This window comes from Acinetobacter sp. (assembly GCF_036666595.1).
Taxonomy (GTDB): Bacteria; Pseudomonadota; Gammaproteobacteria; order Pseudomonadales; family Moraxellaceae; genus Acinetobacter.
In genome coordinates, this window is record NZ_JAVWVO010000003.1 from 316,816 (window position 1) to 338,397 (window position 21,582).

The following is a 21,582-nucleotide window of genomic DNA, read 5'->3' on the forward strand; positions in this document are numbered from 1 at the left end:
TTTTAAAGCTGCGTCTAGGTTTTGAAAAACTTTGCTACACCTTCACAAAAATCACCATTTATCTGTATTTCAGTGCGTTAGACTTTTTTTTAAAATATGCTTTACTTAAGTTGACGTATTCATAACAAAGAGAGTATGCAGCAGTAGCGATTGCTCTATAGTCTCAATAAAACAAAACAATAATGAACCGTAGGTACTGTCATGCACAAAAAAATTGCAGTCTTGGTCACCTATGACTTTGAGGATGCCGAATATGCTGAACCCGTAGAAGCATTTCGAGCAGCTCGGCATAGTATTATTAACCTTGAAAGTCAGGCTGGCAAAATCATATATGGCAAAAAGCGTAAAGCCTTTGTCACCATCGACCAAAGTATCGATGATGCCTCCGTGCATGATTTCGATGCCTTACTCATCCCGGGCGGTTTTTCTCCAGACAACCTCTGCCAAGACGAACGCTATGTCTTATTTGTCAGGCACTTTGCAAACACGCAAAAACCCATTTTATGCAGTGCAGACGCTCCGCAAATTTTAATGCATGCAGGAGTTGTGAAAGGTAGACGCATGACGTGTATCCATCACCTTCATCAAGACTTAAAAGATGCAGGTGCAGTGCTGTATGACACAGGTGTTGTGAATGACAATAATTTATACATTTCATCACAAACCCAATATGACCTCCCCGCCTTTATACAAGAAAGTTTATTGGTACTGAACCGATAAAAAAGAGCCTACTTGAGGCTCTTTTTAGACACATGTTTATATCAACACCTAAGGCTTAGCGCCCAAGTAAGCTACGCGCGACAATTTCTTTCATAATTTCATTGGTCCCGCCGTAAATGCGTTGAATACGTGCATCGACAAAGAAACGTGAAATTGGATATTCACTCATATAGCCATAGCCACCAAAGAGCTGCAATAAATTATCTGCCACCTTCATTTGCATATCTGTTGAAAAGCTTTTCAGCGCAGCTGCGGTTTCGACATCCAGCTTGCCTTGCATATAAAGCTCAACGTTTTGATTGTAAAAAGCAGCTGTGGCTTGTTCATCAATCTTGGCTTGAGCCAAAACAAAACGTGTATTTTGAAACTGCGAAATATGTTGACCAAAGGCTTGGCGCTCTTTGACGTATTGGATGGTGACATCAATCGAACCGCGAATTGCACCTATAGCCGTTGCTGCAATTGCTGTACGCTCCCGTGGTAGCTCTTGCATCAAATAAGCAAAACCTTGACCTGCTTGTCCCAACAATTGATCTTTCGGGACTTTTACGTTGTCATAAAACAACTCAGAAGTGTCTTGTGAATGTAGCCCAATTTTGTCGAGGTTAGTGCCTTTTTTAAACCCTTCTAAGTGGGTATCGACCAACATCAGCGAAACACCCTTTGCGCGGGCTTGCGGATCAGTTTTTACCGCCAACACCACAAGGTCGGCATGCTGCCCATTTGAAATAAAGGTTTTAGAGCCATTTAAAATATAATGCTCACCTTGCAAAATGGCATTACTTCGCATGGCTTGTAAGTCTGAACCCGCACCCGGTTCCGTCATCCCAATCGCACCGACCACTTCACCTGACACCATTTTCGGTAACCAGTACTGCTTCTGTGCTTCAGTTCCGATATGCAAAATATAAGGCGCAGCAATTTCAGAGTGACAAGAAATACCTGTCGATAAAGCACTAAACCCTGCACGTGCCGACTCTTCCACCAACATCAGTGAATAATGCGTTGGAACACCATAACCGCCATATTCCTCTGGAACATCGACACATAAGAAACCATTTTCACCCAAGGCATTCCAGACTGAGCGCGGCATTAAGCCCTCTCGTTCCCACTGTTCATAGTGTGGCGCAATGTGTTCATTCATAAAACGGCGAAAGTTATCGCGAAATAGTTCTAGGTCTGCATCATAATTCAACATGCTTCTTCCTTGTAGTGACGTTATTTTATTATTCAGCTCACATGCTAGCCATTTTTAACGCAACTGTCATGAACGCATCAGGCCATTTTATATTCCAATAAAAAAGGAAGCCCTTGGGCTTCCTATTTAAGATGAACTCAAATTATGCGTGAGCATTTTCTTCAACAGCCATCAAGCGGTCTACTTCTTCTGGATTTGCAAGTGCGAAGTTTAATTTTTCTTGGTCTAACTGACCGACCCATTTCGCAACAACAATCGTTGCCAATGAGTTACCCACCAAGTTGGTTAAGGCACGTGCTTCAGACATGAAACGATCAATACCTAAGATGAGCGCAAGACCCGCTACTGGAATGTGACCAACGGCTGACAAAGTCGCTGCCATCACAATAAAGCCAGAACCTGTTACACCCGCAGCACCTTTCGATGAAATCAATAGCACGCCCAATAACGTCACTTGGTGCATGAGATCGAGCTGAGTATTGGTCGCTTGTGCAATGAAGATTGCCGCCATTGTCAGGTAGATTGAGGTACCGTCTAAGTTAAATGAATAACCTGTTGGAATAACCAAACCAACCACTGACTTTTCACAACCTGCAATTTCAAGTTTTTTCAGCATACGCGGTAAAACCGATTCTGAAGATGACGTACCCAGTACGATCAACAACTCTTCGCGAATCATACGAATCATTTTCAAAATGCTGAAGCCACAAAGACGTGAAATTGTGCCTAAAACCAAGAAAATGAAAAGTAAACAGGTAATGTAGAAACAGATAATCAACTGAGCAAGCTGCGCCAAGCTACCAATACCATATTTACCGATGGTATATGCCATTGCACCAAAAGCACCAATTGGAGCAAGTTTCATGATCATGTTTACAATGTTAAAGAACACATGCGAAATTTGATCGATGAACTTCAGTACAGGTTTACCTGCATCACCCAACTTATGTAATGCAAAACCAAACATCAAGGCAAAGAGCAGCACTTGCAGGATTTCACCTTCAGCAAATGCACCAACCACAGTGTTTGGAATAATATGCATAAAGAAGTCGACAGTCGATTGCTGCTGACCCGACTCAACAAACTTCGAGATACCAGAAGTATCTAATGTTGAAGGGTCAACGTTCATGCCCACACCTGGCTTCCAGATGTTAATGACCAGTAAACCGATCAATAGTGCAATAGTCGATACAATTTCAAAGTAAAGTAGCGCAACACCGCCTGTTTTACCCACAGACTTCATACTTTCCATACCCGCGATACCACTCACGACGGTACAGAAAATTACTGGTGCAATAATCATCTTGATCAGCTTAATAAAGCCTTGACCTAGAGGATAAAAAAGCTCGCCCCAGCCAGGTACATATTTTTCAACGCCATTGATAACTTGCGTACCACTAGGGAAAAAATGTCCTACTAAGATACCCGCAATAATCGCGACAATAACTTGAAAATATAGTGACTTATAGATTGGTTTCTTAGTCATAACGAATACTTCTGTAAATCAAAAGACTGAAAAAATCGGTATACCTATACTTCCTCATAGGTAGTTGGCTTTCTGATAAACACAAAAAAGCCCACAGTTTGGACCGCATCCAAACACCGGGTAAAAAAATCATGGTGTACAAACAACAGCACTGTGACAAAAATCACAGTTCATTCACATTTACTGCAATGGGAGAGACTAAAAACTAGCGAGTCACAATAATTGGGTAAATTTTACCTAACATTCTTTAATCAAAGTAAACTGATTTTAATCATAATGTATAAAATCTAAACAATATGCCTCATACTTTAGTCTAATGGTGAAAAATTTATTTAAAATTAAAAGTGCTGATTTTTTTGATTGTTCCACTAAAATAACACAACCCAGCCTTCACTTACTTTGGTTTTTTCATGAACAACAAAAGAAATATTTATAAAGATGCTGAGCACCCTTTTGCCCAGTTTGTTCGCATTATTGGCAAAGGGAAAAATGGGGCACGCTCACTCAGTTATGAAGAAGCTTACCAAGCCTTTGATATGATCTTGAAAAATCAAGTGTTGGATGTACAACTCGGTGCATTTCTGATGCTACTTCGGGTTAAGGAAGAATCTGTAGATGAACTGGCAGGCTTTGTTCAAGCCACACGAGATCAACTGCCATTCACGCCTTTAGAGGTCGATTTAGACTGGTCTTCTTATGCAGGCAAGCGTAAACACTATCCATGGTTTCTCTTAGCGGCACTGACTTTAGCCAAAGCAGGTTATAAAGTCGTGATGCACGGTGCATCAGGTCATACCATTAACCGTGTTTATACTGAACAGGTATTAGAATATCTCGATTTTAATATTTGCCAAACTCAAGCAGATGTGGAACAGGAATTAGCGACGCGTAATTTTGCTTATCTACCGCTGCACGCCATCTCGCCGATTTTAAGTGACTTAATTTCCCTACGAAATGTTATGGGTCTTCGTTCACCCATTCATACTCTTGCGCGCTTGATCAATCCCTTTAATGCCAAAGCGACCTTGCAAGCTATTTTCCATCCTGCCTATCGTGGTTCGCATCAGCAAGCGGCTTTTAAACTGGGTTATCAAAATAGCGCTGTCATTAAAGGTGAAGGCGGCGAATTTGAACGTAACCCAGATGCCAAAACACTGATCTGCGGTATCAAAAATGGTGAACTCTACGAACATGAGCTCCCTAAACTCACCGACAACCGAAGCCCAATTGAAGAAGAGTTAGATTTGGCTGAGTTTAAAGCAGTTTGGCTGGGTGAAAAACAGCATGAATATGGTGAAATAGCAGTGACTGAAACCATTGGCATTGCACTATATACCATGGGGGTCTGCGATACATATAGCGATGCCATGCAACAGGCCAAGCAGCTTTGGCGCACTCGTTTCTAAACTGAAGGGACAAACAAAAGCGTGAACGTTATTCGTCACGCTTTTCGATCCAGTAAAAGTCAGCCCAGTAAGGATAACGCTTTCCTGAAGAATGAATATTTCTGAGAATCAACTGATCACCAATATGAATGTCGATTTTTTGAGATTCATAAGGGCCAGATAAATAAACATCTTTTTGTTGTCCTATTAGGCTTGAACAATAGATTTGATGGCTTTTTATCTTTTTCGATGCTTCGCCTGCATAGGCGTTATGGATGTTTATTCCAATCAATAACATCGGATAACCATCATTTTTCATTGATGTGTATTGTGTGATGGGATTTTGAAAATTTTGACTCGGTAACACAGAAACATCTAATAAACATTCAATTTTTCTTGCATCACTTGGTCGCTCTGCAAATACATTGGTCGAAATTGCAGTAATAAAGAATAAACCGAGTCGAGTGAGCTTTATTATTTTTATAAGCATAATGATTGAAACAGTTTGAAGGTTACTTTTTTAAATTGAGTTGTTGAATCACCAAGCATCTGTTGCTGAGCGATTCAACGTATTTTAATCAATTAAATAAAGCGAATAGGTTTAAATTCTGGTTCAGGCACATGAGAATCACACTCCTCACCTTCTTCTTTATGCCCTTTATCTATATAACCCGTACGTTCTTTTTCAGGAGTATTCTGATGCTCCCAAGCAATAACGGCTTGCATACAAGTTTGACGTTGTTCAGCAGTCAACACAACGCCATTTGGCCATTTACCAATTTCTACAGCTGTTTTTAAACGCTCAACAATATCGGCATCTAAAATAGAAAGCATCTGTTCAATATTCATGATTTAATCCTGTTGAAAAGAGTCAAAATCTTGGTTCCAACCGAGTTTAGTACGGCATGACATATAAAAATCATAACCCGGTGGATGTAATAAATTCAGTTTAAAGGGGTGCTTACGAATATGTAAGCTATCACCCACATTGAGCGAAACACTGTGTTGACCATCGGCACTGACCATCGGCAAGACACGGTTTTCACGAATCAGAAGCTTAATTTCACTGTGTCCACCCACCACAATCGGACGTGAAGACAAGGTATGCGGATGCATCGGTACCAAAGCAATGGCATCCATCCCCGGATGCACGATTGGTCCACCACCTGACAACGAATAGGCTGTTGAACCCGTTGGCGTCGATACAATCAAACCATCACTGTGCTGACGGTAGACATATTGACCATCGATATTGAGTTCGAAGTCAATCATATGCACAGATTTACCCGAGTGTAATACCACATCGTTTAGGGCAATCGCATCATAAATCGTCTCGCCCTTTGAGCGAATTTCCATTTCCAATAAGAAACGACGATCTAACTGAAACTCACCTTTTAAAACTTGATCGAGCTTAAAAATCACTTCAGTCGGCTTGATGTCGGTTAAAAATCCCAAACGTCCTCGGTTTACACCCATTACAGGGGTATTAAATTTGACCAAGGCACGTGCAGCATGCAGAAGTGAGCCATCCCCGCCCACCACAATCACCAAATCGACCACTTCACCCAGAAGTGCGCGACTCACCGTTTGTGTGTTTTTATAAGGAACCAGTTCAGCGGTTTGCGCATCAAAAACGGGATGTAACCCTAAGCTGAGTAGATGATCATGAATAAGACATAAGGTTTCGACAACTGAAGACTTATCTGGACGTCCAATTAAGCCTATGTTTCGAAATGTTTTATGTGAAATTTGCACCTGCAACATCGCTCCGCTACGATTCCCGCCTATCATAACATTATTTATTTAAATTGATTCAAAAACTAAAGTGACTGCTGCTACACGCGGAATTGTCTCTATATTTCAGTTTGTTCACAGTTTAATTATTGCAAATTAGCGAAAAGCTTCGCATGATTAGCACAATTTCTCAGGATCTTATTCGTATTTATGAAGTCAGAACGTGGCATAGGTTTAATTGCACTGATCTTCTGCATCTTAGTCATTGCAGCATTCTTGGTGTTTAGTGTTTATTTAATAAGACTCGACTCCGTTGTACGTGACAAGTTTGAAGGCAAACGCTGGGACATTCCTGCGAAGGTATTCGCACGCCCGCTCGAAGTGTATACCAATGCCCCTGTCAGTCAGGCTGACTTCACTCAAGAGTTAAAACTTTTGGGCTATAAGTCCTCGGAAAACTATACCAAATCAGGGAACTTTGTCAGTTCTGGCAATGAGCTATATGTACACACCCGTGGCTTTGACTTCGGTGATAGTGTCGAGCCTGAACAAGTGCTTAAAGTCACCTTTGCCGATGAGCAAGTGGCTGAAGTCAGTGCAACTAAACCCTCTTCTACAGGGATTGCACGTTTAGAGCCGATGCTGATTGGCGGGATTTATCCGCAGCATAACGAAGACCGTGTCCTGATTAAACTCGACAAAGTCCCTAAGCCTTTAATTGAGGCTTTAATTGCAACAGAAGATCGTAATTTCTATAGTCACCACGGCGTTTCGATTCGTGGTACGGCACGTGCGATTGTGAGTAATGTCACGGGTGGAAAACGTCAAGGTGGTTCAACACTGACCCAACAGTTGGTGAAAAACTTCTATCTCACCCCTGAAAAAACCATTAAGCGTAAAGTCAATGAAGCATTTATGGCTTTATTGGTCGAATTTCACTATGACAAAGATGAAATTTTAGAAGCCTATCTCAATGAAGTGAACCTCGGTCAAAATGGCAACTATTCTATTAATGGTTATGGTTTGGCTTCGCAGTTTTACTTCGGGATGCCTTTGCGTGAGCTAAATATTGCGCAACAAGCTTATTTGGTAGGTTTGGTACAAGGTCCAACCTTATATAACCCTTGGCGTAACCCAGAAGCTGCGAAAAAGCGCCGTAATATTGTTTTAAACAACATGTTGGTCATGGGCTATCTAACCCAAGAACAATATGAAACTGAAACAGCTCGCCCTTTAAATGTGATTGCCAAACCGACTCTCGGCCCTTCACGTTTCCCAGATTTCTTAGACATTGTGCGTCGTCAGTTACGTACTGAATACCAAGAAGGTGATTTGACCAACCAAGGTCTACGCATCTTTACAACGCTCGATCCGATTGCCCAAACCAAAATTCAAGATGCGTTTAAATCGACTGTTGGCCGCTTAAGCCGTGGCTCAAGCCGTCTAAAAGAGCTGCAAGGTGCGGTATTGGTTGCACATCCTGAAAATGGTGAATTAGTTGCAGCTGTTGGTTCAACCCAAGACTTTACTGGTTTTAACCGTGCACTCGATGCCAAACGTCAAGTCGGCTCACTGCTTAAACCGGTGATTTACCTCAGTGCAATTCAGTCGGGACGTTACAACTGGGCCAGCCCAATTGAAGATAGCAGCATTAGTATTCAAGCCAATGGTAAAGCATGGACACCTAAGAACTATAGCGGTGGCGAACACGGCGTTGTACCAATGGTACAGGCACTGTCTAATTCATATAACTTGTCAGCAGTTCGCCTTGGTCAAGAGTTTGGTTTATCAACGTTTAGTAACCACCTAAAACGTTTTGGTGTGACCAGTAATATTCCAACCTATCCATCCATTTTCTTGGGTGCGGTAGACATGTCTCCGATGGAAATGCTCAGCATTTATGGCAACTTTGCCACAGGCGGTTTTAAGTATCCGACTAAATCCATTCGTACTGTTGTCGATCAAAATGGTCGCTTGCTGACCCGTTATGGTTTAAATGTCCAACAAACTATTGACCCTGCTTCTGCCTATGTCCTGAACTATGGTCTACAACAAGTGATGACCTCAGGTACAGGTCGTTCAGCTTATAACACTCTGCCGAACTCGCTTCAGCTTGCAGGCAAATCGGGAACCACCAATGACACTCGTGACTCATGGTTTGCAGGGTACTCGGGCAATTATGTTTCTGTGGTTTGGCTAGGTTTAGATGACAACAAACAAACAGGCTTAACAGGTTCTTCAGGTGCGTTACCAGTGTGGACCAGTGTAATGAGCCAGCTGCGTCAAAAACCAGTCAACTTACGCCAACCGGATGATGTGCAATGGCACTGGATTGATCGTGGCACGGGTTATCTTGCTGCTCAAGGTTGTGAGGGCGCAATGTATATTCCTCTCTTGCGAAACACCGTACCGCGTAAAGCAACTGCATGTGGCTTACCGCATTATCAAGTTGAACCCAGTTACAATCCTGAAACAGATGGTTACCAAGCTACACCTGAACAAGGCGACAGCATAGACAACTATATTCGTGAAAGTGAATCGAACATGCAGCGCAACTTAGAAGATGAGACGCAAGTCATTTCAAGTGGTAGCTACCAACCTGAATAAATAGGACGGATTTAAATTTTGATGTGGTTTAAACGGTTAAGTATCTTAGCAACCATCGTGACTGTGGCAGGCTGTCAAAGCCTCCCACAGCCATCTGAAAAAAAGATACCTGAAAAGCCGACACAGGCGGATAAAGAGCAGAAAACACCCTCAGGGGTCACAATTCACCCTTATGACCGCGAAGAAATTCAACGTCAAAAGATTGTAATTCCTGAACAGAAAAGCAAACAACAGTTTGATGATGGGCGACAGCTTCCTGCTTTTAAAAGTCTGATGCAAAAAACACAAACGGCCTATCGCCAAGGCCAGTGGAGTCAAGCACAAAGCTACGCCATGCAAGCACAGCGTTTAGCACCACAATCGAGTGAGACCTTTTTGTATTTGGCTTTAATTGCTAATCAACAAAAACAACCTGCAAATGCGGAATCGCTTGCACGTCGCGGCTTGAGTTATGCCCAAAGCAATGCCATGAAAAAGCAGCTTTGGAGCATTATCTTAAAAGCAGGTCAAATGCAGAAGAATCAGAAAACCATTCAACAAGCTCAAACAGCAATCAAAAGTCTGTCTTAAAAGCACGCTCCGTTAGATGGAGCGCTGCCCTGCTATACCATAAGCACCATAACTTTGTGCTTTGGCTAAATCGGCTAACTGTAAGCCGCCTAGAGCAAAAATCGGGATATGAATCTCTTCTGCAATCAAGCTCAACTGCTCCCAACCCAAAGTTTCACTGTTTGGGTGGCTTAGCGTTTCAAGTAAAGGGCTGAGTAAAAGGGCATCACAGCCAATCTCTTGCGCATGTTCAGCACTGCTACGGTCATGACAGGCCGCTATATAACGCTGTCCAACGCTCAGCTCCCCTTTACTCAATTGCATCAGTTGAGATTGTTTCAGGTGTATGGCCGCAACTGCCTGCTGTTGTAGTGGATTTAAACCTTTCCATAGTTCTATATTGACAATCACCCGTGCCAATTGCTCTACACTCAGTTCTGCAATTTTTAAAATATGTTCAGGACTGGCAAGCACTCGCCAATACAGCACTTGTTGTTCGGGCAAATCTTTCAACAGATCGATTTGATCTGAAATTTTAATCACGGGTGCAGCATAGAGTCGCTTCAAAATGGCTTGATTGGCTTTTGGAAAGTTAAGATCTTGTAATTCAGCACGCTTGAACCACGCCCATGGTGAGTGAATGTCTGCCAATAGATGCTTCGATACTACAGCATGAAATAAATGCAAATTGACAATCACATCGTCATATTCAAACTGAATACAGTCAAAAGCATGCCAATCTTGTATATTAATTCCGACTTCTTCTAACACTTCACGGCGACAGGCTTGCTCAGGCGTTTCACCTGCTTCCACCTTACCTCCAGGAAATTCATGCTTATTGCCCTGATGCTGTTCCGCCTGGCGCCAGCCCACCAACACTTTACCTTGATGTAAAAGGATGGCTATAGCAACTTGAACCAAAGGTTTTGACATAATCAGATTCCATTTCAGATGTGTAGTGTATTGAGTGATTGCATGTAACGATATTGAAGTTTTTTATATTTTCAGCGAGAAAATGTTGACAGCCTCATTCGATAATGATTATCATTTAAATCGTTCAACATATACCACGGAGTCGCCAGAATGAACGCACCATTTAGCTTATTTACTCGTAACGAAACAGCCCATTCACTACCAATGCTACACTCAAACAACTTATTTGCCCTAGGCCGTGAAATTCGCATTATGCATGCTGGAGAAGAGTATCGTCTACGACTCACTCGCAATAATCGACTCATTCTTACCAAATAAGAACTATAAAAACCCAATAACAATAATCGTGGAAACAAGCAGTATGTCAGCGCGTACTGCTTTTTAATGTCTTTAAGTTTGATCATTTATGCTGTTTTTATCACAGATCACAATCTGTACATCTAAACCTCAAGCGCATTTAACAGCAGTTCCACTTTTAAACCACCTAAGTCGGATGGACTAAATAACAACTGCCCTGCATGTAAATCGACAATTTTCTGACAAATCGATAAGCCTAAGCCTGAACCTTGTGTTTTTGTACCTAAAGCCCGATAAAAGCGTTCACCCAAACGCTGGATAACTGCTGCATCGACACCATGTCCACTATTTTCAATACTCAGTCTTAGTTGCTGTTTTTCAATCGTGAGATTGACAAAAACTTGTGCCTGCTCAGGGCTATAGCGAATGGCATTGTCGAGTAAATTGCGAAGTGCGCTAAATAAGAGCTGCTCATTGGCCAAGACACAGGCTTGCTCTGCAAGCACCACGTTAATTTTAATCTGTTTTGAGTCCGCAAACGGCTGTAAAGCTTTAATCACGTCCTGCATTAGCAGACTGAAGTCAAACTTAGTCTTCGCCAAGCCCTCCTTTTGCTCAGGGTCTAGACGCGCCAGCAATAACAAATTATCCAACACCTGTACCCCACGACTGACATCTTGCTGGATCGGTTTGAACTCACTTTCAAGTTCAGGGAACTTGCGCTTGAGCACCTGAAGTCGCATTTGTATCGCGGAGAGTGGAGAACGTAGCTCATGTGAAGCGTCCGCGGTAAAGCGCTGCTCTGCCACTAAAGCTTGGTCTAAACGCGCCAATAAAGCATTCAGCTGAGATAGCATCGGTTGCAACTCAATCAGCTCAGGTTCTGGCATAGAAATAGGTGCTAAATCATTGACCGATTTATTTGAAATTTGCTCTGAAACTTGATGTATCACCCGAAATTTACGTCGAATGGCAAAATGCATCAACAACCACTGTACACACCAGACTAAAAACAACACACCACTGAAAACTAGGATGCTTTGCCAAAAGGCATGGAAACGTTCGGACATCGACTGAGTCACTTGAACCTGCAAACTGTGATTATCCTGTGCAGTATAAATACGCCACAGTTTGTGCTCTGACCAATAAAAACCATAAGGTGCATCTGAAACCAAACTCAAATGATCCACGGTTATTTTTTCAGGCACATCTTCAGATGCTGTCAAAAGTTGCTGTGCATTATCGAGTCGATAGCGAATCTCGAATTCATCACTGAGCTCAGCCAAGGCTTTACCATTGCTGACCGTTAAATCATCTGCCAGCAACATATCGGCCATTTCATCCATGATTTCATCTTGCATAGACATAGTCTGATAAACCGACACCCCAATGAACATCAGCAACGCCAAAAGCCCCGCCAGTATCGAACTGAGGAGCGAACTTTTAACAAGCTGACGCTGTAGTGAAATTGGCTGAGCCATTATGTGTCCTGATTCATTCTGTAGCCCAAACCACGTATGGTTTTAATACAGTGGCTACCGAGTTTTTTTCTCAATTGATAAATAAAAACCTCGATCGCATTACTTTCGATTTCATCGCCCCATGCATAAAGACTTTCCTCAAGTTGTTCCCGCGTGACTACATATTCGGGCTTGAGCATCAATTTATGCAAAATTTGAAACTCTTTGGCAGTTAAATTAACAGCTTGACCATTTTGAGTCACACTTTTAGCCTGTGGATCGAGCTGAATATTGGCATAGCTCAATACCTGCGAGCTGCTATGCTGCTGTCGAAGTTGTAAGCGAATTCGAGCGGATAATTCCTCTAGGCTAAAAGGTTTGACCAAATAATCATTGGCGCCCAAGTCTAGCCCTTCGACCCGATCTCGAATACTGTCACGCGCTGTGAGAAAAATCACAGGAGTCGAGAGGTTCTTGCCACGGACTTTCAGCAAAATGTCATCGCCTGTGGCATGCGGCAAACCACGATCTAAAAGCACACAGTCATACTGATGCTGTTCAATGGCTAAAATGGCATGGTCGCCCCGTTCCACCCAATCGACACTGTAGCCATCCATTTCAAGCCAAGTTTTAATACTCTCAGCTTGAGAGGCATCATCTTCTGCCAATAATATCCGCACTGCTTAACCTGCCTAATCACTATTGTTTAGATCATGCCGTGAAATGGATCAAAATACAAAAAACACAGGGCTAAGATCCAATCGAAGCCCTGTAGTTTTTTAAGAAAGCCCTATCACATTGGATTGAGATTGAACTAGCGTATTTAGAATTTCACTTGATCTACATCAATTTCAACGCGTTTTGCTGGTTTGTAATCAATATCCACTTCACCGATAATGGTTACAGGTGTTTTAGCTGAAATCGCTTTGCCACCCCATAGTTCATCATCAATGTCGACAGTAATTGAACCCGTTTGGTCACGGAATTCATACTTCTCATCTCCAATGGCTTTGACCACATAGCCTTTTAACTGGACGTGACTGTCATCTTTTAATGTTAAGGCATGCTTAACTGTAGTTGGTGTTGAAGCAGCAACAGCCGCTTGGTTAACTGCAGTGTTTGCTACAGCTACAGTGGTTGAACCAATAACACCAGCAACCAATAACGCTTTCATCATCATATTCATATCCAGTACCTCTATTTAATTGTTCATCTATTTGATGAAGTCATTAAACCAAAACTAGATGAGCTGAATCTTAAGAAAGCTTCAAGTAAAGCATTAAAGTTTTAGTTGAGTGGGACGACACGTAACACTTCTTCTAGCGTGGTGACACCTTCTAAAACTTTACGTGCACCCGCAATTCTTAAAGGCTCAATGCCTTCTTTTTTGGCTTGTTGACGCAGTGCGGTCAAGTCACCATTGGCACCAATCAGTTGCTTGGCTTCTAAACTCACAGGCATAAACTCATAGATGCCGACTCGTCCTTTGTAGCCCGTTTGACGGCACTCGTCGCACCCGACTGCAGTAAAGACTTTTTCAGGCATTTCCATAATGTAATCAAAAGTCAGGTGCTCCCACTCTTGGCTGTTGATTTGCTTTTCAACTTTACAATGTGGACATAAACGACGTACGAGACGCTGTGCCAATACCCCTAAAATGGTTGCCGCGGTTAAGAACGGTTGTACGCCTAAATCATGCAAACGCGTTAAACTGGAAGGTGCATCATTGGTGTGCAGAGTTGACAGCACCAAATGCCCTGTGAGTGCCGCTTGAATTGCCATATTAGCCGTATCATGATCACGAATCTCACCGACCATAATAATGTCAGGGTCTTGACGCATCAGTGCGCGAACACCATCAGCAAAACCAAGATCAATACCTGTATTCACCTGCATTTGGTTAAAACTCGGTTCTAACATTTCAATCGGATCTTCAATGGTACAGACGTTCACCTGTTCCGTAGCCAATTGTTTCAAAGAAGAATAAAGCGTGGTGGTTTTACCTGAACCCGTTGGCCCTGTCACCAAAATAATGCCGTGACTATGCGAAGTCAGCGCTTGCCAATCACTGAGCAAATGCCCTTCAAAGCCTAACTGCTGAAAACTGCGCACTAAAACTTCAGGGTCAAAAATACGCATCACCAACTTTTCACCAAAAGCAGTCGGTAAAGTCGAAAGACGCAGTTCTGTTTCTTGTCCTTTCGGTGTCCGTGTTTTTAACCGTCCATCTTGTGGTTTACGTTTCTCTGCCACGTTCATTCGACCTAAAATTTTAATCCGCGAAATCACCGCGGTTAAAGTATTGGCTGGCATGTTATAAATCGTATGCAACACCCCATCAATACGGAAACGAACTTTGCCGTTGTCTTTACGTGGTTCTAAGTGAATATCACTGGCACCTTGCTCAAAAGCAAACTGTAAAACCCAGTCGACTAATTTAACAATGTGTTGATCATTGGCATCTGGATTTTGACTATCACCCAACTGTAAAAGTGCTTCAACGCCTTTATTATCACGCTCGTAACTCCCAGACTTCTGTGAATTACTAACGGCGCGACTCACTTGATAATACTCGACCATATACCGCTGTAATTGTTCAGGGCTGAGTAATACACGCTGGATTTTTTTTGGTGCAACATTGTGCTCCAAATTTGCGATCCAATCTTTCATATACGGCTGATCTGTTGCAATCAACACTTGATTGGCCTGAACTTCAACAGCCAAGATTTTATTGCGGAAGGCGAATTCTTGAGACATCACCGAAGTCAAAGCTTGCACATCGGCTTTGAGTGGATCAATCACATAAAACGGTAATTGGGTCTTTTCGGCTAACCACTGACAGAGCCGATTTAATGTCAGTCTCGACTGTGGATGCGACTGATCCACCAGATTAAAATGAGCAATCCACTGTAATGGATGCCACTTCAATTGATCGCGTTGACGATGCGAGGTTTGTACTAGATTTTTTTCTTTTTCAGTAATTCGCCCATCTTTAAAGAGTTGATCTAAGCACCAAGTGGTATCAATTTCAAAATTAAAATTCATTGTTATACGTCCCCAAACATAACTCCACTATAGCAAGATTTTCTGTATTCATTCGCACAAAGCATAAGCAAATCTCACAAATATCGAGGAGTAGTCAAGCTCATCAATATAATCACGAATTCACTTAGGATTCTTGCTCTTTTAACTTGAATCCACCTTCAGCATTCGCCTATATTTTAGCTAGGTCATTAGATTTTGTGAGATAGGCTTGGACTTCAACGCAATTTCCATCAACAGCTTGGCTTTATCTGATGTCCTTATTACTTTGGCTTCGGCATTAGGCTGTGGACTGTTGATTGGTTTAGAACGTGAACGAAGTAAACAACGTGAAAACCAACAGAGCTTTGCAGGACTACGCTCCTTTGCAATTTGTGCACTCCTCGGTGCTATTTGTTTTTTATTTGGTATCAGTATTGGCATTGTCGGTGCGTTGATCATCGGCGGCATAGTTATATTTTCAATGAAAAACCAAACAGAAGATTTGGGTTCAACCACTGAACTTGCCTTTGTCATGACCTATTTTATCGGAGCGATGTGCTTATGGAATACATCACTTGCCGCAGGTTTAGCCGTGCTCCTGACCATTATTTTAATGACCAAACATCCGATGCACAGCATTGCGGGGAAATGGATTACTGAGGCTGAATTTAAAGACGGTATCTTTCTCTTAGCGCTGATTTTAATTGCCCTGCCCTTAACGCCAAATACGTCTTTATGGGGTGCTGTGCTGAATCCCCATATTATTTTAAAATTAGTCACACTCATTCTTGCTGTTCAAGCGCTTGCACATATTGCCAAACGACTACTGAGCACTAAAAATGCCATGATTTTATCGGCAATCGCTTCAGGTTTTGTATCCAGTACAGCAACTGTTGCCAGCTTAGGCATGGAAGTACGTGCAGGTCGAGCACTCGCCAAACCCAATGCAGGTGCAGCCCTTATGTCCTGTATTGCCACTTTGTTGCAACTACTAATTATAGTGGCAAGTGTAAGTATGCTTTGGCTCAAAACCATACTGTTTCCGACCCTTGTGGCAAGTGTCCTTTTAGGAATCTGTGCCTATGTGTTGATACGATCTGCGCCTGCACTAGAACAACATCAACCCACTGATTCACGCATGTTTAGTTTAAAAGAGGCAGGTATTATTGCCCTGACTTTAACGCTCATCCAAGCGGGTGTGTATGGACTTAACCTTTGGCTGGGAGATGCTGGTTTAATCGCTGGGACTTTGCTGGCTTCTTTGTTTGAGATTCATGCAGCGATGGCAACAGTGGTCATGCAAGGGGCACCGACAGACACGGCAGCAATGTCTGCATTTATCTTAGGTTTGGCTGCACACGCTGTAGCCAAATCCGTTAATGCCGCTTTAACAGGTGGTAAACAATACTTTATTGCTTTTGCCCCGATTCAGATTTTGCATATGGCGGTTTTGATTGGGCTACTTTGGTGGACGATTTATTAATTCTATTTAAATAATTAATTTTTATAAAATTTAATTTTTTTATTTTCATCATATTAATCTATAATCAGCCCGCTTCATTTTTAAACAATAACTTTATTAATAATATATTTTTGAATCGGGATCTTTATGAAATTTAAAATATTATCGCTTGCAGTTTTTAGCGCATTAATGCTTAGCGCGTGTGGTGGCGGAAGTTCTGATAGTTCTAACAATACCAGTACTAGCAATAACTCAACATCCAGTAATTCTTCAAATAATAACTCTAATAATACAAATACAGCCCAACAATGGGAAACTGTTCGTATTGATTATTGGTATGACTCACATACTCAAGCTGTTGATTTTGGCGTGCTAAATACAAAAATTACGCTGGCTGATGGCAAAGCTTATGCTACTTTCGATGCAGATGATGATACAAATGAAATTTACTTAACTGAACAAGGCGAGTATCAAACATTCGGCCCTACCAATAGCTATGGCGCTTTAATTGGCCAAATGACCTTCATCAATAATCAAATCAAACTTCGGCCTTATTCCGCAATCGGATCTACAGGTTTAGAATTCACCACAACTGTGGCTCAGCGTAATATTGCTGGTGAAAGCGTACTTTCAACTGTAGACCCTGACCTGAATTGGAACTTGGACTATCCTCAATATAGCGTGAAGTATCCAGATGAAATCAATACAAAATTAAAAGCATACCAAGCCTTAAAATTCCCAGCGGGTTCAACCTGTTTACAGGAAACTGAATATTCAAATAATCAGGAATATTTACTCTTATCTGAAGCAGAAAGCGAATACAAACAGCGCTTTAATGAGCATGTGGAATGGTTTACCAATCAAATCGCACAAAATTATATTAAGCTCACCAAATTTAAAGATGCGCTTGCCTATCATTACAGCCACGATGGAACAGTGGAAAATGCTCACAGTGGATACGCTCAATATAAAGACGCCTACTATACAAGTTCAAAAGAGGCTGCTGGCGTAGAGTCCAATCTTGCAAATGACATTCAATCAGAGAAAGAGCGAATAAATCAAATGAATGTGTCTGCCGACGAGAAAGCAGCTCGCTTAGCTAAGGCAGATGGCTTAACTAAAGGTTGTGATTTATACAATTCAGTTGCAGCAAATTATTTAAAACAAAACCTGAAGTTTTAAATCTATTTCGAATAACTCAGTGGGTTTAAGTTTTAATCGATACAGGAGCTTATAGCTCCTGTATTTCTATACACGTTTCATTCACTTTAAATTTCACATCTAAATTTGCAAATTTCATCCCATAAATTCGCGCTTCAACATTCTGATACGCCGGTCTAGGATCTAAAGATAAAACGGCTTCAAGCTCTTGTACGGTCTGTACAGACAATTTTCCACTCATCAAAAGCTGCTGCTTCTGTTCGATCGCCCGCTCCGACCACATCACCGACTTACGTTTAGGTTCATCTTGTGCATAACCACTTTCCGCTTCTATAACTGCATCTGAGTAGTGAATATAAGGTTTGATATCCACAATTGGGGTGCCATCTAGCAAATCACTTCCTGTGACATACACTCGAACCGACTTCCCTTCTTTTTTGACGCACTTGAGCCTCACCACCGATAGACCAATCGGTGAAGGACGATACATACTGCGCGTAGCAAACACCCCTATTTTTTTATTGCCCCCTAAGCGTGGCGGACGAACTTGTGGGCGAAACTGGGTTTTTTCTGGATTTTTATTGTCATGAAACTGCCACACCAACCATAAATGACTAAATGCCTCAATTCCTTCAAAGGCCAGAACATCATTATAGGGTACTGACATTTCAATATACGATTCCACTTGAACCAAATTAGGCTGACGGGGAATACCAAACTTTTCCTTATAAGAAGAGTGCATATAGCCAATAATCGGCAAGGTTAACTCAGTCATCATCACTTTTTCTAATAAGCTCAATTAAATATATTCAGTTTATCGAGAATGATTTTAGATTAGAATAGCAACCTGTTCTAATTTGATAATTTATTGAGACCTTTAATGGCTGCTTTCAACGTCGAAAAGATTACTCACGTCCACCATTGGAATGATACTTTATTCTCTTTTAAAACGACGCGCGACACTGCTCTACGTTTTAAAAACGGTCAATTTGTGATGATCGGCCTTGAAGTAAATGGCAAACCGTTAATGCGTGCTTATTCTATTGCTAGCGCAAACTACGAAGAAGAACTTGAGTTTTTCTCAATTAAAGTTCCTGATGGCCCGTTAACCTCTATTTTACAAAAAGTTAAAGTGGGCGACGAAATTTTGGTATCTAAAAAACCAACTGGAACTTTAGTACTTGATGACTTAAACCCAGGTAAAAACTTATACCTACTTTCTTCTGGTACAGGTCTTGCACCGTTCTTGGCGACCATTCGTGACCCTGAAACCTATGAACGTTTTGAGAAAGTGATTGTGGTTCATGGTACACGTTTCATTTCTGAGTTAGCGTACCAAGACCTTATTTTAGACGAACTTCCAAACAATGAGTTCTTTGAAGAGTTAGGCATTAAAGATAAATTGGTTTACTACCCAACAGTTACTCGTGAAGACTATCCAAACCAAGGTCGTGTAACAACAGTAATTGAAACTGGTGAGATTTTTGAGAAGATCGGTTTACCACGTTTCAACCCAGAAACGGACCGTGCAATGCTTTGCGGTAGCCCTGCATTCCTCGATGACGTTGCTGCACTTCTAGACCAACACGGTTTAAAAGAATCACCACGTATGGGTGTACTCGGTGACTACGTAATTGAGCGTGCATTCGTTGAAAAATAAGACCGTATAAAGATATTAAAAAACCGAAGCTTAGGCTTCGGTTTTTTATTTACTCTACGCATAGTTTTATCTAATATTAAAAAAAATAACAAATCTAGAATTTAAACCAATGATCTTTCCAGAACTCAAATTTAAAGACTATTTGCACCCGAAACCCAAGCCTAGTGGCCTTGATGTAGAGTGCAAACTCCAGCATTTTGCCCTCATTACTTATGCTGTCGACCCAGCTCGGTTTAAAGAGATCATTCCAGCACGGTTTAAGTTAGACACGGTCCAGTACCAAGGCAAACAACATGCACTGATGTCGGTAGTCCCCTTTATCGATGTCGATTTCAGCTCTGCGGTTTATCCTTTTCCAAAATTCACGATGGGGCAAACCAATTATCGAGTCTACGTGATTGATCAGGAGACGCAGGAACGTTGTGTTTGGTTTTTAGGAACAACTTTGGACTCTTGGACGCTAATCTTTCCTCGTTATGTTTGGCAACTACCGTGGCATCCTGCACAGATTGAGTTTGATTGTCAGCAAGATGCGGAGGGTCGATATACACAATATAAAATGCGTACCCAATCGGCATGGGCCACTTCAGATGTACATTTGTCTCAGTCGGAACATGACCAATGGCATTTTGAAGGCTTCCCCAATTTAGAAAGCTATCAGGTCTTCTTGACTCATCCTTTGGCAGGATTTTACCATCGCCGCGATGGAAAACTCGGCAGCTATCGTGTGTGGCATGGTCGCTTAAATCCGAAACCTGCAACGCTGCATTACGCTCGCTTTGAACTTTTAGCAAGGCTCAATCTTGTATGCTATGAAGATCAGCTCAAGCCCTATAGTGTTCTGATTGAACCAATCAATGAGTTTACCATTTATTTACCCCCAAGGTGCTTAAATCATTTGGGTAAATAACGCAACAAATAATAAATACCCTACATATTTTAAGGAATATTAAGCATAATGAATAAATTTCAGCCAAAATAATGAGAGATTGGTTGTTTTTCTCCACAAAGTCTCTATAATTCAACAAAACAGACAAGTCTGTCTATTTTTGCTGAAATACTGAATGACCGAAAACATTCAGAGGGTACAAAAAATATAAGAAGGCACATTAAGTTGCTCATATTCATATCATGCATTATTGTCAAATAATGTGCGATATGGAACATAATCATTATCAGCAAAGCGCGATAACTTAACCGTTATCGCGCTTATTTATTTGTACTTGATTTATTTAAAATGTATTTAAGCCAGCAAGATAATGTGTATTGGATTAACCTTAAAATTTATATATTAGGCAGCCAAGAGTTCCATTTGAATTAAAGTATTCACACGCTTCCAATAATCTTCCAAATGCACTTGGTTCGGATCAATTTGCGCTTGTATAGTCATGCCATCCAAAATACTGGATAAAAAAGCCGCCAACTGTTCATCCTGCTTCACACCTAGACGATTCAAAGCCTGACATAGCTTGCCTTTTAACCACTCTTTATAATCAATTGCAGGCTGTAGCGAAGAAGGATAAATTTTTGAAATTTCTTCAACTGCCTTTTGGAACATACAACCATTAAAATCCGCGCTATGAAACCATGCATGGTACCATTCAAAAATTGCACGAATATGGGAGAGATAATCACTTGGGTCACATGCAGCAATCGTCGCTTCAAGCGACTGCTGTAAATTTTGGTTTCTTGTCACTAAGCATTCTTCAATTAATTTAGCTTTAGATGGGAAGTATTTGTAAAACGTCATTTTAGCAACGCCAGACTCGCTAATAATCCGATCCACACCGATAGAATTATAACTATGTGAGTTAAAGAGATTAAGCGCTGTGTTAATGATGTCTTCTTTTTTTGACATTTATTTTACCTGATGCACAAAACTTTAAAATTAAGCCATTAACCCAAA

The 21,582-nt window shown here is 41.5% G+C and carries 21 protein-coding genes; 9 read left to right on the plus strand and 12 right to left on the minus strand.

The genetic code is table 11. The annotated features are described in order from the left end of the window. Positions 1–201 precede the first annotated feature (201 nt). The gene (locus tag RR876_RS06725) at positions 202–720 is read left to right on the plus strand and encodes a DJ-1/PfpI family protein (RefSeq protein ID WP_062033700.1); all 519 of its coding nucleotides are present in this window, start codon (positions 202–204) and stop codon (positions 718–720) included. Positions 721–775: 55 nt separating this feature from the next. On the opposite strand, the gene RR876_RS06730 is transcribed toward RR876_RS06725, so the two are convergent. Then, entirely contained in the window at positions 776–1,918 is a 1,143-nt protein-coding gene (locus RR876_RS06730; protein WP_332476917.1) for an acyl-CoA dehydrogenase family protein, read from the minus strand. A gap of 142 nt (positions 1,919–2,060) precedes the next feature. Next, the gene (locus RR876_RS06735) at positions 2,061–3,404 is read right to left on the minus strand and encodes a dicarboxylate/amino acid:cation symporter (protein WP_004696118.1); all 1,344 of its coding nucleotides are present in this window, start codon (positions 3,402–3,404) and stop codon (positions 2,061–2,063) included. 410 nt (positions 3,405–3,814) lie between these two features. Here RR876_RS06735 and RR876_RS06740 point away from each other — a divergent pair, with 410 nt between their 5' ends. Continuing rightward, a complete protein-coding gene (locus RR876_RS06740) occupies positions 3,815–4,810 on the plus strand; it encodes a glycosyl transferase family protein (protein WP_332476918.1) in 996 nt (331 codons plus the stop codon). Between the two features lie 28 nt (positions 4,811–4,838). Here RR876_RS06740 and RR876_RS06745 read toward each other — a convergent pair whose 3' ends face one another. From RR876_RS06745 to RR876_RS06755, 3 genes are all read right to left on the minus strand, one after another. Beyond that, positions 4,839–5,279 carry a hypothetical protein gene (locus tag RR876_RS06745; protein WP_332476919.1) on the minus strand — a complete coding sequence of 147 codons (441 nt, stop codon included), beginning with the start codon at positions 5,277–5,279 and terminating at the stop codon, positions 4,839–4,841. 92 nt (positions 5,280–5,371) lie between these two features. After that, complete coding sequence (locus RR876_RS06750) at positions 5,372–5,638, minus strand: DUF1315 family protein (protein ID WP_004696113.1); 267 nt, start codon at positions 5,636–5,638, stop codon at positions 5,372–5,374. A 3-nt stretch (positions 5,639–5,641) separates the two neighbouring features. Then, entirely contained in the window at positions 5,642–6,580 is a 939-nt protein-coding gene (locus tag RR876_RS06755) for an NAD(+) kinase (RefSeq protein ID WP_004696112.1), read from the minus strand. Between the two features lie 153 nt (positions 6,581–6,733). On the opposite strand from RR876_RS06755, the gene mrcB reads away from it, so the two are divergent. Further along, complete coding sequence (mrcB, locus tag RR876_RS06760) at positions 6,734–9,130, plus strand: penicillin-binding protein 1B (protein ID WP_332476920.1); 2,397 nt, start codon at positions 6,734–6,736, stop codon at positions 9,128–9,130. A gap of 21 nt (positions 9,131–9,151) precedes the next feature. Continuing rightward, positions 9,152–9,700, plus strand: a complete 549-nt coding sequence (locus RR876_RS06765) for a tetratricopeptide repeat protein (RefSeq protein ID WP_114392842.1) — start codon at positions 9,152–9,154, stop codon at positions 9,698–9,700. A 12-nt stretch (positions 9,701–9,712) separates the two neighbouring features. Here the strand turns inward: RR876_RS06765 and RR876_RS06770 are convergent, their stop codons facing one another. Further along, on the minus strand, positions 9,713–10,612 hold the full coding sequence (locus RR876_RS06770) for an NUDIX domain-containing protein (RefSeq protein ID WP_332476921.1): 900 nt from the start codon (positions 10,610–10,612) through the stop codon (positions 9,713–9,715). A 150-nt stretch (positions 10,613–10,762) separates the two neighbouring features. Here RR876_RS06770 and RR876_RS06775 point away from each other — a divergent pair, with 150 nt between their 5' ends. Beyond that, positions 10,763–10,930, plus strand: a complete 168-nt coding sequence (locus RR876_RS06775; protein WP_004696105.1) for a hemin uptake protein HemP — start codon at positions 10,763–10,765, stop codon at positions 10,928–10,930. 122 nt (positions 10,931–11,052) lie between these two features. Here RR876_RS06775 and RR876_RS06780 read toward each other — a convergent pair whose 3' ends face one another. The 4 genes from RR876_RS06780 to RR876_RS06795 all read right to left on the minus strand — a co-directional run bounded on the left by RR876_RS06780 (position 11,053) and on the right by RR876_RS06795 (position 15,414). Further along, the gene (locus tag RR876_RS06780) at positions 11,053–12,390 is read right to left on the minus strand and encodes a HAMP domain-containing sensor histidine kinase (protein WP_332476922.1); all 1,338 of its coding nucleotides are present in this window, start codon (positions 12,388–12,390) and stop codon (positions 11,053–11,055) included. Then, a complete protein-coding gene (locus RR876_RS06785) occupies positions 12,390–13,049 on the minus strand; it encodes a response regulator transcription factor (RefSeq protein ID WP_078389485.1) in 660 nt (219 codons plus the stop codon). The genes RR876_RS06780 and RR876_RS06785 overlap by 1 nt, the downstream gene beginning before the upstream one ends. 143 nt (positions 13,050–13,192) lie before the next feature. Next, positions 13,193–13,555 carry a NirD/YgiW/YdeI family stress tolerance protein gene (locus tag RR876_RS06790; protein ID WP_004696098.1) on the minus strand — a complete coding sequence of 121 codons (363 nt, stop codon included), beginning with the start codon at positions 13,553–13,555 and terminating at the stop codon, positions 13,193–13,195. Positions 13,556–13,656: 101 nt separating this feature from the next. Next, on the minus strand, positions 13,657–15,414 hold the full coding sequence (locus tag RR876_RS06795) for a GspE/PulE family protein (RefSeq protein WP_126037276.1): 1,758 nt from the start codon (positions 15,412–15,414) through the stop codon (positions 13,657–13,659). A gap of 208 nt (positions 15,415–15,622) precedes the next feature. Between RR876_RS06795 and RR876_RS06800 the strand changes: the two genes are divergently transcribed. Further along, on the plus strand, positions 15,623–16,876 hold the full coding sequence (locus RR876_RS06800; protein WP_332476923.1) for an MgtC/SapB family protein: 1,254 nt from the start codon (positions 15,623–15,625) through the stop codon (positions 16,874–16,876). Positions 16,877–17,002: 126 nt separating this feature from the next. Continuing rightward, positions 17,003–18,037: a hypothetical protein gene (locus RR876_RS06805; RefSeq protein ID WP_332476924.1), complete on the plus strand. Its 1,035-nt coding sequence runs from the start codon at positions 17,003–17,005 to the stop codon at positions 18,035–18,037. A gap of 49 nt (positions 18,038–18,086) precedes the next feature. Here the strand turns inward: RR876_RS06805 and tsaA are convergent, their stop codons facing one another. After that, positions 18,087–18,794: a tRNA (N6-threonylcarbamoyladenosine(37)-N6)-methyltransferase TrmO gene (gene tsaA / locus RR876_RS06810; RefSeq protein ID WP_332476925.1), complete on the minus strand. Its 708-nt coding sequence runs from the start codon at positions 18,792–18,794 to the stop codon at positions 18,087–18,089. Positions 18,795–18,896: 102 nt separating this feature from the next. Here tsaA and RR876_RS06815 point away from each other — a divergent pair, with 102 nt between their 5' ends. Continuing rightward, positions 18,897–19,676 carry a ferredoxin--NADP reductase gene (locus RR876_RS06815; protein ID WP_004982408.1) on the plus strand — a complete coding sequence of 260 codons (780 nt, stop codon included), beginning with the start codon at positions 18,897–18,899 and terminating at the stop codon, positions 19,674–19,676. A gap of 109 nt (positions 19,677–19,785) precedes the next feature. After that, a complete protein-coding gene (locus RR876_RS06820; protein ID WP_332476926.1) occupies positions 19,786–20,586 on the plus strand; it encodes a DUF2071 domain-containing protein in 801 nt (266 codons plus the stop codon). Positions 20,587–20,967: 381 nt separating this feature from the next. Here RR876_RS06820 and RR876_RS06825 read toward each other — a convergent pair whose 3' ends face one another. Continuing rightward, the gene (locus tag RR876_RS06825) at positions 20,968–21,534 is read right to left on the minus strand and encodes a TetR/AcrR family transcriptional regulator (protein ID WP_332476927.1); all 567 of its coding nucleotides are present in this window, start codon (positions 21,532–21,534) and stop codon (positions 20,968–20,970) included. Positions 21,535–21,582 lie beyond the last annotated feature (48 nt).

Excerpts from the sequence above, each read along its gene's own strand:
- RR876_RS06755 (WP_004696112.1), bottom strand. The coding sequence starts at position 6,580 with ATGATAGGCGGGAATCGTAGCGGAGCGATGTTGCAGGTGCAAATTTCA.
- tsaA (WP_332476925.1), bottom strand. The coding sequence starts at position 18,794 with ATGATGACTGAGTTAACCTTGCCGATTATTGGCTATATGCACTCTTCT.
- RR876_RS06805 (WP_332476924.1), top strand. The coding sequence starts at position 17,003 with ATGAAATTTAAAATATTATCGCTTGCAGTTTTTAGCGCATTAATGCTT.
- RR876_RS06770 (WP_332476921.1), bottom strand. The coding sequence starts at position 10,612 with ATGTCAAAACCTTTGGTTCAAGTTGCTATAGCCATCCTTTTACATCAA.
- mrcB (WP_332476920.1), top strand. The coding sequence starts at position 6,734 with ATGAAGTCAGAACGTGGCATAGGTTTAATTGCACTGATCTTCTGCATC.
- RR876_RS06815 (WP_004982408.1), top strand. The coding sequence starts at position 18,897 with ATGGCTGCTTTCAACGTCGAAAAGATTACTCACGTCCACCATTGGAAT.
- RR876_RS06750 (WP_004696113.1), bottom strand. The coding sequence starts at position 5,638 with ATGAATATTGAACAGATGCTTTCTATTTTAGATGCCGATATTGTTGAG.
- RR876_RS06745 (WP_332476919.1), bottom strand. The coding sequence starts at position 5,279 with ATGCTTATAAAAATAATAAAGCTCACTCGACTCGGTTTATTCTTTATT.
- RR876_RS06825 (WP_332476927.1), bottom strand. The coding sequence starts at position 21,534 with ATGTCAAAAAAAGAAGACATCATTAACACAGCGCTTAATCTCTTTAAC.
- RR876_RS06795 (WP_126037276.1), bottom strand. The coding sequence starts at position 15,414 with ATGAATTTTAATTTTGAAATTGATACCACTTGGTGCTTAGATCAACTC.
- RR876_RS06730 (WP_332476917.1), bottom strand. The coding sequence starts at position 1,918 with ATGTTGAATTATGATGCAGACCTAGAACTATTTCGCGATAACTTTCGC.
- RR876_RS06740 (WP_332476918.1), top strand. The coding sequence starts at position 3,815 with ATGAACAACAAAAGAAATATTTATAAAGATGCTGAGCACCCTTTTGCC.
- RR876_RS06725 (WP_062033700.1), top strand. The coding sequence starts at position 202 with ATGCACAAAAAAATTGCAGTCTTGGTCACCTATGACTTTGAGGATGCC.
- RR876_RS06820 (WP_332476926.1), top strand. The coding sequence starts at position 19,786 with ATGATCTTTCCAGAACTCAAATTTAAAGACTATTTGCACCCGAAACCC.
- RR876_RS06765 (WP_114392842.1), top strand. The coding sequence starts at position 9,152 with ATGTGGTTTAAACGGTTAAGTATCTTAGCAACCATCGTGACTGTGGCA.
- RR876_RS06775 (WP_004696105.1), top strand. The coding sequence starts at position 10,763 with ATGAACGCACCATTTAGCTTATTTACTCGTAACGAAACAGCCCATTCA.
- RR876_RS06735 (WP_004696118.1), bottom strand. The coding sequence starts at position 3,404 with ATGACTAAGAAACCAATCTATAAGTCACTATATTTTCAAGTTATTGTC.
- RR876_RS06790 (WP_004696098.1), bottom strand. The coding sequence starts at position 13,555 with ATGAATATGATGATGAAAGCGTTATTGGTTGCTGGTGTTATTGGTTCA.
- RR876_RS06780 (WP_332476922.1), bottom strand. The coding sequence starts at position 12,390 with ATGGCTCAGCCAATTTCACTACAGCGTCAGCTTGTTAAAAGTTCGCTC.